The sequence below is a fragment of the Halobacteriovorax sp. genome (assembly GCF_041587335.1).
Classification (GTDB): Bacteria; Bdellovibrionota; Bacteriovoracia; order Bacteriovoracales; family Bacteriovoracaceae; genus Halobacteriovorax.
This window is the reverse complement of the sequence record NZ_JBFGYP010000095.1, coordinates 1-11,984: the sequence shown is the minus strand read 5'-3', so window position 1 is coordinate 11,984 and position 11,984 is coordinate 1. Positions and strand designations below refer to the sequence as shown.

Annotated in this window: 12 protein-coding genes; 5 read left to right on the top strand and 7 right to left on the bottom strand. The window is 35.4% G+C overall.

The genetic code is table 11. The annotated features are described in order from the left end of the window. Positions 1-259 (bottom strand): hypothetical protein (locus tag ABX784_RS12290; protein ID WP_372655345.1); only part of this gene is annotated, 259 nt, incomplete at its 3' end. Between the two features lie 915 nt (positions 260-1,174). Beyond that, the gene (locus ABX784_RS12285) at positions 1,175-2,134 is read right to left on the bottom strand and encodes a hypothetical protein (RefSeq protein ID WP_372655344.1); all 960 of its coding nucleotides are present in this window, start codon (positions 2,132-2,134) and stop codon (positions 1,175-1,177) included. Positions 2,135-2,340: 206 nt separating this feature from the next. Between ABX784_RS12285 and ABX784_RS12280 the strand changes: the two genes are divergently transcribed. Continuing rightward, entirely contained in the window at positions 2,341-3,783 is a 1,443-nt protein-coding gene (locus ABX784_RS12280) for a DASS family sodium-coupled anion symporter (protein WP_372655343.1), read from the top strand. Between the two features lie 4 nt (positions 3,784-3,787). Here ABX784_RS12280 and ptsP read toward each other — a convergent pair whose 3' ends face one another. The 3 genes from ptsP to ptsG are packed head-to-tail and all read right to left on the bottom strand — an operon-like array spanning position 3,788 to position 7,636. Further along, a complete protein-coding gene (ptsP, locus tag ABX784_RS12275) occupies positions 3,788-5,476 on the bottom strand; it encodes a phosphoenolpyruvate--protein phosphotransferase (RefSeq protein ID WP_372655342.1) in 1,689 nt (562 codons plus the stop codon). Positions 5,477-5,478: 2 nt separating this feature from the next. Next, on the bottom strand, positions 5,479-5,733 hold the full coding sequence (locus ABX784_RS12270) for an HPr family phosphocarrier protein (protein WP_372655341.1): 255 nt from the start codon (positions 5,731-5,733) through the stop codon (positions 5,479-5,481). Between the two features lie 13 nt (positions 5,734-5,746). Further along, positions 5,747-7,636: a PTS glucose transporter subunit IIBC gene (gene ptsG, locus ABX784_RS12265; RefSeq protein WP_372655340.1), complete on the bottom strand. Its 1,890-nt coding sequence runs from the start codon at positions 7,634-7,636 to the stop codon at positions 5,747-5,749. 125 nt (positions 7,637-7,761) lie between these two features. On the opposite strand from ptsG, the gene ABX784_RS12260 reads away from it, so the two are divergent. Beyond that, positions 7,762-9,108 (top strand): glycoside hydrolase family 15 protein, encoded by a 1,347-nt coding sequence (locus tag ABX784_RS12260; RefSeq protein WP_372655339.1) that lies wholly within the window; start codon positions 7,762-7,764, stop codon positions 9,106-9,108. 35 nt (positions 9,109-9,143) lie between these two features. On the opposite strand, the gene ABX784_RS12255 is transcribed toward ABX784_RS12260, so the two are convergent. Continuing rightward, positions 9,144-10,238, bottom strand: a complete 1,095-nt coding sequence (locus ABX784_RS12255; RefSeq protein WP_372655338.1) for a hypothetical protein — start codon at positions 10,236-10,238, stop codon at positions 9,144-9,146. A 124-nt stretch (positions 10,239-10,362) separates the two neighbouring features. Here ABX784_RS12255 and ABX784_RS12250 point away from each other — a divergent pair, with 124 nt between their 5' ends. After that, positions 10,363-10,665, top strand: coding sequence for a hypothetical protein (locus tag ABX784_RS12250; protein ID WP_372655337.1), 303 nt, complete (start codon positions 10,363-10,365; stop codon positions 10,663-10,665). Between the two features lie 44 nt (positions 10,666-10,709). Beyond that, positions 10,710-10,865 (top strand): hypothetical protein, encoded by a 156-nt coding sequence (locus ABX784_RS12245; RefSeq protein WP_372655336.1) that lies wholly within the window; start codon positions 10,710-10,712, stop codon positions 10,863-10,865. Between the two features lie 18 nt (positions 10,866-10,883). Here the strand turns inward: ABX784_RS12245 and ABX784_RS12240 are convergent, their stop codons facing one another. Then, on the bottom strand, positions 10,884-11,537 hold the full coding sequence (locus ABX784_RS12240) for a tRNA-uridine aminocarboxypropyltransferase (protein ID WP_372655335.1): 654 nt from the start codon (positions 11,535-11,537) through the stop codon (positions 10,884-10,886). Positions 11,538-11,619: 82 nt separating this feature from the next. Here ABX784_RS12240 and ABX784_RS12235 point away from each other — a divergent pair. Beyond that, on the top strand, positions 11,620-11,984 hold a 365-nt coding region (locus tag ABX784_RS12235; RefSeq protein WP_372655334.1), incomplete at its 3' end, for a DoxX family protein.

Here is an 11,984-nt window from a genome sequence, read left to right as displayed (position 1 = left end):
GGGAGTTTGCGAATCTCTCATAGTGACACATCCCTTTTACATCTATTAAAGATGTAGTTTGGAGAGTTGAAATATTGTTCGATTCTGAATTTTTCTTTGTTATAAATGCCGTAGATCTAGCTAATTCTTTAATTTTTTCATTAGTAATTTCATCTAATTTATATCGATCATCACTTGGTCCATGGATAGATCCATAGCTCATACTCGGTAGTAAAATCGCTAAAAATGTTAGTCTTATATCAATTGGAATAGATCTCATAACGTATATATTATTCAATAGTTATGCCAACTTTTTAGGTCTAAGTCGTTAAATTTAGATTAAAGAAGTTTAGGCCATGACCATTTCATTGACAGCTGTGTACATATACCCGACTTAAGCTTTTTGCTCGGTTTAAACTAAGCATTGATTTATCTCCAATTTATGGTTCTTTAGCGTTCTTAATAAAACTGAGAATTTGGAGAAATTCTGAATATTTAATAATAAGCGCATCTACGTCAATTGATTCGAGTCATCTTATATAGAAAATATTAAAGGCTATGACTTATGTGTAGATATGATACGTAATAAGGTAAAAAAATGAGAACTTAAATAATGCACTTTTTGGCGACTGATTTGTAGATGCCCAAGGTCTAAAGATAAGACGTATAAAACTAAGGCATGGTGAAGCCTTGGTTTATTGAAAAAACCCATATATGAAGCAGCACTAAGTTCATATAAGTCTCGGTTGATTGTAGATGAAGAAATATTAAATGATGTAGTTCAATATCAAATAGAGATTTTATAGAGAGAATATAAAAGTAGAAAAAAGAATATTTTTCCAGGCTGATTTTCACTGGAGAGTCAGCTAATATACTAGAAATAGGCTAAAACAACTCCCCCAGATACCACCCCACATAATGGTAATTATATGGGGTTAATATAGAAATCTCAATATCCCCTCATATAAATTCATAAATATTGATAAAATTTTCGTCTAGATTTGAGTAATAATTTAATGCTTAAATATGACTCTCTCTTCAGTCCTGTTGGACTTAGAAAATATTAAGAAGATAAAAAGATTTCAAATTTAAAGTTAGATTTATGTAAAGATAACGTGTGTGATTTTTCTTAAGAAAATAACTCACCTTTTTCTGTGCCGATATAAGGCCCTAAGAACTAGGGCCCATTTTTTTCCTACTTCACGCAGTAGAATTTAAGCTTCTTGTTGCCAACTTCGCTAGCACTACGAACTGGTGATGGATTTCTTAGACCTGGGTGATAGACCATTGGAGTTGAACCTTGATCAATTGCCCATATAGCACTACCAATACTTACGCCGCCATTCCAATCGCCGTAGGATGAGATTCTTTCTAATTCAAAGCTATTTGGAAGTCTTCCACCCATATAGCGACATGTCCTTGATGCATCTCTTGGGCTAAAAGTCTCACCTATTGATCCGTTAGAAGTTCCAAGTAGAGTGAGCTTTCTTCCATTAACATTTAGAGTTGAAGGAAACTGTGTTCTTTCAAATTCTGTAAATATCTTTGAAGCAATCTGTGACATTACGATTGCAGGCTTTCCAAGACCACTGTAGTTCTTTGTCATACCGTCTTTACTGACTAGTGTGATTGTCACTTGAATATTTCCATTACAATTTGGAGCAAGAGCATATGATCCATAACCAATATAATCTACAACTGAGTATGAATCAGCAGGAATATGTCCAATTCTCTGTCCGTTATTAATAGCTCTCGTGATAGAGCGAATATCATTTAATTGTCTAAAGTAGACTTTCCTATCTTTTACAGGCTGACTTCTATAATAAGAGTCTAAGTATGACTTAAGAGTATTTTCAAGCGTTACATCCATATACTTGTACTGCATCGCTAGTCGTAAGTTCTTATCGTATAGAGAGTCAAACTTCTCTAGCATCTCAAGGGCCTCACTCCCCTTTGCTCCAAACTCCATTAACTGGCTCGCCATATTTGTCATGTCGTGCATGTACTCACTTCGAGTCTGTGAGTAGGCCTGACTATATTGGCATAGATCAGCTCCCCTTATAAAAGGAATTGATGCCCAGATATTGGCAGTCTTAGCAACCGTCAGAGATGGCGTAGATACTAATAACAATAGTAATAAAGCTTTGAGTTTCATAAAATCCTTGATTTAAATTTATTACTTATACTTTATAGTATTGTGGAATCCGCTTCATTACGGCCGAAAGAATTACATATCTGTGTTTAAAATATGATCAATATCACCCATGTAATTTCTTATAGATAGATCAAATAACTATCCTAAAGTGCCCTTAGAGTGCTATATTACTTTCTTTTTAATTATTTTTAGAAGGTTTAGTCACAATGGCAAAAGATAAGATTTTAAAAGTATCATCTTATATGATCGCTCCTATTATCTTTTTAATTTTAGCTTTCGCTCCTCTAGATCTTTTACTTAATCAGAAGATCTTCTTGGCCATCTTTTCTTTTGTAATATCGCTTTGGCTCTTTACTGACCTCCCACTCTTTATATCAGGTATTCTTGGAGTATGCTTGAGTGTCATCTTTGGTGTCGTTAGCTTACAGGATGGTTTTGCTCCATTTTCTAATCCCATTATATTTCTCTTTTTAGGAGGCTTTCTTCTCGCTAAGGCGTTAGAGATCACTAAGCTTGATGAAGCACTTGCAGCGGCCACTCTAAATATTCCATGGGCAAGAAAGAGCGCTAAGAGGACAGTCTTTATTTTCCTTCTATTGTCATTTGTCTTATCCATGTGGATTTCAAATACAGCTGCAGTAGCTATGCTTCTACCACTTGGTATAGGACTAATTAAGAGGCTTGAAGTAAACTTTGGAATAGACGATAGCGGCTTTAAAGAACTTCTTCTCATATCTCTCGCCTACAGTGCAACCATCGGGGGAATTGTTACTCCAATTGGATCTCCACCAAATGTAATAGCAATTGGACTTCTAAATAACCTGACAGGACAAAATATTTCATTCTTAGGATGGATGCTAATTACTGCGCCCATAGCAGCTATTTTATTTTCAGTGGTTTACTATCTATGTATTAAAGGACTTCCTACTCAAAAACTAAATCCTGTTGATACTGAAGTTGATATGGCAATAGTTGATTATCGTTCATTTTCAGTAGATCAAAAGCATGTGATTATAGTATTTTTACTGACTGTTTTCTTCTGGGTTAGCCCCTCGATAGTTGAGCTATTCGTTGAAGATGGCTCTACAATGTCTGTAATGCTTAGAAACAACTTCTCTTCAGCAGTCGTTGGACTATTCTTTGCCTCAACATTATTTCTATTTCCTCTAAAAAGTGCAGACAAAATTCTAAACTCAAAGCACATCTCTCAAATTGATTGGCCGTCGCTACTTTTATTTGGATCTGGACTCTCTCTGGGACAAATTCTCTTTAAGACTGGTCTCGCGCAAATAATGGCAGACTCAATTACAAACTCTTCTGGAGACACAAATATATATATTGTTCTTTCAGTGCTTATCTTATTCACTATCTTCTTCACAGAACTCGCCTCAAATACAGCTTCGGCCAACATCCTTATTCCTATTATGATTGCTATAGGAGTAAAAAATGAATTAAATACGCTACTGATTGCTCTGATTTTTGCTCTTTCATGCAATAGTGCCTTTATGTTACCTGTGGCCACACCACCAAATGCTATCGTTTATGGTACTAACTTAATAAGAAAGAGTGCTCTGATGCAGAGAGGATTTTCAGTAAATATTCTAAGCTGGTTTATTCTTTCAATACTTTTGATATTTGCACTAAACTAAGCGCCTAGAGACGCTCAAGTGCTGCAAGAATACTTTCTCGATCAGTAGATTCTAATATCTCAGGAATTAATTCTTGAGCATTCTTCTTACTCGATTCGATAATATTTTTTCTCACAGATGTTACAGATCCAGAAGTTACACTAAATGACGTGAGTCCAAGACCTACTAGAAGCTCGGTTAAAGTAAGTTCACTTGCCATAGAGCCACACATTCCTACTTCAATTCCACTTTTTCTTGCCCCGTCAATTGTCATCTTTATGAGCCTAATAACTGAGGGGTCATAGAAAGAGTATAAGTCTGCAATTTTATCATTCATTCTATCAACAGCAATTGTATATTGGATAAGGTCATTGGTTCCAATACTAAAGAAGTCTACTTCCTTAGCAAGTTGGTCGGCCATTATTGCAGCGGCCGGAATTTCAATCATAATTCCAACTGGGATAGACTCATTAAATGAAATTCCTTTTTCTCTGAGCTCAGTCTTACATTCTTCAATGATTACTTTTGCTTTTCGTATCTCGGAACAAGTAGCAATCATAGGAAGCATAATCTTTAAGTTACCATACGCTGAGGCCCTTAAAATTGCCCTTAATTGATCTTTAAAGAGATCAACCCTATCAAGGCATATCCTTATGGCCCTATAGCCTAGAAACGGATTATCTTCCTTTTCTAAATTGAGGTAACTAACCTCTTTATCGCCACCAATATCCAAAGTTCTGATGGTAACAGGCCTAGTTCCCATGATCTCGGCAATCTCTTTATAAAATTGGTATTGCTTCTCTTCGCTTGGAGCTGAGTTTGTTTCCATAAAGAGGAATTCTGTCCTAAGTAAACCGACACCTTCCGCGCCAGCTTCACTCACTGATTTGGCGTCATCAATAGATGAGATATTTCCTAAGACACTTAATTTCTCACCATCACTAGTTATAGATTCTTTATTTTTATAATTATCGAGAATACGTCTTAACTCTTTCTCTTTAACAATTTCATCGTTCCAAAGAGAAATGGTCTCTTCACTCGGATCGAGATGAATCTTTCCAGATAGACCGTCCATAGCAATAGACTTTTTATCTAAGACATTTTCAATCAAATTCTTTACCCCAACAATTGCTGGAACTTGAATTGTTCTAGCTATAATCGCTGTATGAGATGTCACTCCACCTAATTCAGTAATAAAGCCTTTTACAAACTCTTTATTGATCTGTGATGTCTGAGAGGGAGTTAAGTCCTTGCCCACAAGAATGACATTTTCATTTAAATTTTTTAAATTTGAAAAAGGGCGATCTAAAATAATAGATAAGAACCTACAAGTAATATCTTTGATATCTAGTGCTCTTTCTTTAAAATAATCATCTTCAAGGGCCTCAAATTGGGCCATATACTTTAGTCCTGCAGATTTAACTGCAAAAGCCAGTGAGAAATTACTTTTTTCAATATTTTTGATTATCTCTTTCTTAAAACCTGGATCATTTGCAAGCATAGAGTGAGCTTCAAAGATTTCTTTTTGATCTTTTGATTCACTATTTTTAGAAAGCTCATTGAGCTCTTCTATGACTTTTGAAGTCACTTCAATTAGTTTTGTTATATCTTCTGATGGAGTGCCTGTTTTAGACTCTTCTACAGAATCTAAAAGATCTTCTAGAACCAGAATCTTTCCATATGCAAAACCAGGGGAAGCGCTTCTACCTATCATATTTAAACTTCAGTTAGAAAATTAGTTATTGAAGAAAGTGCATCGTCTTGGTCTGAACCATCGATTGAAAGACTCAGAGTTTCTCCTGAACTAATTCCAAGAGACATAATGCTCATAATAGACTTTGCATCAACTTCTTCATCATTATATTTAAGTGTAATCTCACTCTCAAATGTACTTGCAAGCTTTACAAATTCAGCAGCTGGTCTTGCGTGTAGTCCGTGCTCTTTTTTTACGAGTATGTCTGTATTGATCATAATGTCCTCTATATTAAAAATTGATAATATCGGATTGCCCTTCTTTGACATTTCCTAAAGTTATTAACTTAAGTTCTTCAGTTCTATTTGTAAAAATAATCGGTGTGACTATAGATGGAGAGTTATCTCTTACAAATTCAAGATCTACATCAAGAAGTAAGTCTCCTTTCTTAATCTTATCGCCTTTAATCACTTTCGAAGTGAAGCCTTCACCTTTTAATTTAACAGTATCAATTCCAAAGTGAATAAGAACTTCTCTCCCCTCTTTATCTTTTAAACCAATTGCATGATTAGTTTTAAATAATGAGACGACTTCACCATCAAAAGGTGCAACTACACGACCACTCACAGGAGTAATTGCAAATCCTTTTCCCATTATTCCTTCACTAAAGACTTTGTCAGGGACTTCACTCAACTCCTTTATCTCCCCAGCAATTGGAGAAATAAAGGAGGTTGAATTGTGTAGTGTGTTGGGTGCTTTTAGGGTTTGCTCCATTTCTGATTTTATTATATCTGATTGTGTTCCAAAAATAGCTTGTACGTTCTCTCCAATGAAAATTACACCTGATGCTCCTAAGTCCATTAACATTGGCTTACTAACATTCTTAACGTTATAAACTTTTATTCTCAATCTTGTTATACAAGCATCTAAGGTTTCAATATTTGAACTTCCACCTAGGGCCTTAATTATCTCAATAGCTCTATCTGAAGAGCTCATCGCTTCATTTTCAAAACTTGCTTTATCTTCTCTCCCTGGTGTTAAAATATTGAGTTTTTGAATCGCTAATCTAAAAACACAATAATAAATAAGGGCAGTAATAGGACCTAGTACAAAGACTAACCATGGCTTTGTGTCCATGTGGTAGTAAAGGGCATAATCTATAAGGCCATGAGAGAAAGTAAATCCTAGTTTTGCCCCAAGCATATTCATAACTAAGAAACATGTTCCGGCCATTAGCGCATGGAGAGCATATAGAAGTGGTGCAACAAATAAGAACGCAAATTCGATAGGCTCAGTTATTCCTGTTAAAAATGAAGTAAATGCAGCAGAGAGCATTAAACTTCCGATCATTTTCTTATTTTCTGGTTTTGCTGAATGCCACATTGCAATTGCTGCAGCAGGAAGTCCAAACATTTTGAAGAGGTAGCCTCCGCCTAAGAAACCAGCTGTTGGGTCCCCTGCGAAGAATCTATTAACATCACCGTTAAACACTTTACCTGCTGCGTTTGTAAATTCACCTGCTTCAAAGAAAAATGGAACATTCCATATGTGGTGCAGCCCAAAAGGAATAAGCATCCTCTCAACAAGTCCATATAAAAAAACCATCGCATTAGGGTTCTCATTTACAGCGTAGTGCGAAGTTGTCTTAATAACTCCTTGAACTGGAGGCCAGAGGAAACTAAGAATCATAGCAACTATAATCATTGCAAAAGCCGTTACGATTGGGACAAATCTCTTACCACTAAAAAATCCCAAATAATCTGGAAGCTTTATTTTATAGAATTTTTGGAACATAGTTGCGGCTACAACACCACTTATAATTCCTCCAAAGACACCTGTCTCTATAGACTTTATTCCCATTATATCTTTAGTAGGTACTCCATTTATTTCTGCAATAACGCCCATTGTTCCTAGTAAGACTACGAATCCAACAGTTGCCGCGATACACGCAACACCATCATTATTAGTTAATCCAATTACAACACCTAAGGCAAAGATCAGTGGTAATATTCCAAATATTGCACCACCTGCCTGGGCCATAACCATTGATACTTCAGCAGGAAGCCAAGAGAGTTGAGAACTTCCGATTCCAAGGAGTAGACCAGCAACAGGAAGAACCGACACCGGAAGCATTAATGCTTTTCCAATTTTTTGCAGAGTGCCAAAGAAACTTGAAATCATACTCTTCCTTTATAAATTTAGTACTTGTGAAAGAAACCAACGTTTGTTGGCCAATTTGTGAAATAAATTGATACTCTTTATGAAAATAAAAATCAATTAATTTTTTAACTAACATGAGGAAAACGATGAGAATTCTTTTTTTATTAAGCTTCATTTTATTACAAATAAGTACGACACAGGCCGTTAATGTTGATTCAATAACAAGACGCCTTTTTGCTAATATATCTCCAGATGGAACAACGAGAGGTGTAGTTGTTGCTTCGCCTTCAAGAGAAAACCCAAATTATTTCTATCACTGGATTAGAGATGCTGCCCTTGTAATGAATGTTGTTAATGACCTCTACATCAGGGAGCAAGATCCGATTAAGAAAAATCTCTTAAAAGAAATGATGATAGACTTTGCAGTTTTCTCTAAAGATAATCAGCAACGATTCACTTTGTCTGGCCTTGGTGAGCCTAAATTTTATGTTGATGGACGTGGGTATGATGAGCCGTGGGGAAGACCTCAAAATGATGGACCTGCACTAAGGGCTATAACATTAATCAACTTTGCAAACTCTCTAATAGAAAGTGGAGAAGAAGAACTAGTAAGGTCACTACTCTACAGTGCTGACTTTAGTGCACAATCAGTTATTAAAACAGACTTAGAGTATGTCTCTCACCACTGGAGAGAGGCTTCTTTTGATTACTGGGAAGAAGTAATAGGTAGTCACTTTTCTACTCTTTTAGCTCAAAGAAGATCACTTTTAATGGGAGCTGATTTAGCGATTAAGCTAAATGATCCTCTGGCCGCTAAATGGTACAATAAACAGGCCTTACTACTTGAAAACGAGATCAACCTCCACTGGGACGAAGGAAGAAACCATATCGTTCACTCTAGAAATACTCACCATCATAGAGGTGGGTTAGATATTGCGACTATTCTAGGAGTTCTTCACTCTGCAGGAAGCGATAACTTCTACAATGTTACAAACGATAGAGTGTTAGCAACAAGTACTCATTTAAAAAATTCGTTCAAAAATATTTACAAGATCAATAAAGACTCAAACCTTGGAGTGGCAATTGGTAGATACCCTGAAGACACTTACGATGGAGTTAGGACAGACTCCTTAGGGAACCCATGGTTTTTGGCAACTCTCGCTTATGCTGAGTACTATCAAAAAGTTAAGAAGTCTTTTTTAAAGAAAGGAAGAATCGAGATTAATGAGACAAATAAAGTATTTTTCTCAGAACTTCTTGGTAATTCAATTACTTCCAATATTAAAGCAATTAATATTAAGTCTAAATTAGGTAAGAATTTAGTGAGGGTTCTGGACTCGCAGATTGAAAGTATTTATAAAAGAGTTAACTACCACTCAAGTAGAAGTGGCAGTATTGCTGAACAGATGAATAGAGATAATGGTTACATGCAAGGAGCTAGAGATCTTACTTGGAGTTATGCTTCTTATCTAAGTGCACTTCTCTCAAAATAAAATTTATATTCTAAGCAGATATTCAAAATATCTGCTTAGTCTACTACTTGGGCGAGAACTGAAATCCCTTTGCTTTCAAATATGTCTCTTGCCTCTTGAGTGACTCCCCTTAAGAAGGCCACGGTTGGAAAGAAAGTATCTTCAAGTCCAAGAAAGTGTAGTATCTCTATTGTTTCTAGCTGTTGATCAAGAATCGTTTTCTTATTACCACCACCTTCAGATGCGTCACGAACTCCGATTGGGTGCTTATAATTTTTAACTTCTACAAGTGAGTACTTATTGTTTTTCTTAACAACTAAGTCAAATTCTTTAGTTTTTAAAAAGGTATGTGCCCTTTTTAAAACCTCTTCAGCCTCAATTTCTTCATTTATTTTGAAGATATGAGGAAACTTCTCTTTATATTCTTCTAAGTTTTCGAGTGTGACTTGAGCAAACTTCTCTTCAAGCTTACTTGAAAACATATCATTAATGACCTGTGCTTTTGGATCTAATAACTCTGCTCTTGAAAGATAAACACCTTGAGCTTGTAAATTTTCAAGCCTAAGGAGTACATCTAGCTCTCCAAGATGACCTTTGTAGTTAGTCCATCCAAGAGTATCTAACAATCCTCTTGAATCTGAGGATCTTGGGTCATACTCTAATTGTATTCTCTCTCTAAACTCAGCGTCATTTTTAAAGCTCGCTATCTTTTCTAATTTACTTGGAGACAACTCTATTTCAGCGGCACTAAACTCTAGATATAAGTCTAAGCGCTCATCGTGTCCTTTTGCGCTTCTAATATGCGTTGCAAGTTTGTCAGAGTAGTCAGTAAAGAAGTCTATAACCTCTAGATTTGTTGGGACTCTTTGATCGTTAGCATCCTTGTATTTCTTTACAAAGTTCTCAATTGAGGGCCTAGATGCAAGCATTTGATTTCTAAAATCTTCAAAATTAGGAATTCTACTTGCTAGAGAATTTTCTCCAGTAATTATAGGGCCACTCTTTGTTGGGTTTGTTCTCATAAACCCATTAATTGAATCCACGCAATTTCTTGTGTCATGAATGGAGGCAATAAACCTTTCACTTGTTTTGAGTGTGCTACATGAAATCGCCAAAATCAGTGAAAGAGAGAAAATTATGAATTTATACATTAGACCTACTTATTGTTATTCAAGTAACTTATCGGCAAACTAATAAAAGAGATGAGTTTTTGTCTAAATTAAGAAAAATTAGGCTTACTTTACTGATTAAAGGCCTATAATAGTGACTATGAATATGAAGTGGTTACTAATCCTACAATTCTTACTTGTTTCAATGTTTTCAATTTCTCCAATTGAACATCAAGACACGTCTTCAAGTGTTATTTATTTAGAACAAGTAGATGTAAATGCTCCAGGAATAGATAATAATCCTATTAAGCCGATTAAAGAGATTTTATCTAAGTACTTCATTTTAACAGCAGCTTTTGAAATTGCAGAAAATGAAAAGCTGACTCATCAATTTGAAACAAAAGAAATATTTAACTCCCATCTTACAAGCACCCAGCTCGCTCGAAGTCCTCCATTTCCATTTAGTTAATTTAAAACATTTTTAAAATTTAATTAATTACTATGGAGTTTTTTATGGAAAACGATAACAAAGAAATATGTATTGATCCGACTGAAGTAACTGAGACAAACGAATATAAAGGAACTGATTGGGGCCTCTATGGGATCTTGCTCTTTAGTTTTGCTGTTTTATTAGCAATGCTAATTACAGCTTATATTGATCACAATTAATCATTAATAGAAGTGGACCTAGTTTAGGTCTGCTTCTTTTTTGAGTATTTCATCTAATTGTTCAAGACTAACTATTCCACTTCTTGAGTAGTACATCCTATCTGTAATAACCTTGAATATATCTAAAAGAGAATCCTTAAGCTCGTTCCCCTCACATATTCCAAGAGCGATCGCTATGGCCTCATAGGTACAGACAGCACCTTCTGCAGGAGATGTTCTAAGTCTATAGTTGGACTTTATTCCTGGAGGAAGCTTTACAGACTTTATATTCGCTAGTGAAGATTCTCTCTTTTTAAACTTTTTAGCCTGCGACCATGAACCATCTGGGACAACGAGTAGAGGTGGTTTATTCAAAGAACTTAGTAGCTCAGAGTTTAACTCCACAGCACTGTCATCTGGAAAGAGATAGAGAGGAGTGTATTTTTCTAGATCAATAGTTGATTCGACGTCTAGTAGAGTACCCTTAACACCTCTTAAGTGAATGCTGCTATCTTTAAGAACTTTTTCACAAAAAAATGCCGTATTAGTAGTTAAACCTAGCTCTGACTTATGCATGACAATTCTAACAGGTGTTCTATGTTCTTTTTTTACTAGTAGCTTGCAGAAACATAGAGGCGCAAAAATTCTACAATTCTCACATCTTTTGTCTATATTTGAAAATCTTGATGTCATATCTTTAATTACTACTTGTAAATGTAAGAATGTCTATTACCATAATAGAAAACTAATTGTTAATTAAAAACAAAGGGATACTATGAAGCTTAACGCTGGATTACTTATTTTAAGACTATTTGTTGGGCTTACAATGCTCATAAGTCATGGTTGGGGAAAATTATCAAACTTTGGCGCTATGTCGACTAAGTTCCCAGATCTTATAGGACTTGGTTCGCAGGTAAGTTTATCACTGGCCGTCTTTAGTGAAGTTTTCTGTTCTATATTTATTATTCTTGGTCTTTTAACTCGTTGGGTTTCAGTTCCACTACTTATAACAATGGCAGTGGCCTTCTTTATTGTTCATGGGAATGATCCATTTAAGTCTAAAGAGCTAGCATTTATGTATATGGGAATTTATGGAACACTTGTGTTTACTGGTGCTGGAGAATTCTCAGTAGATAAGTT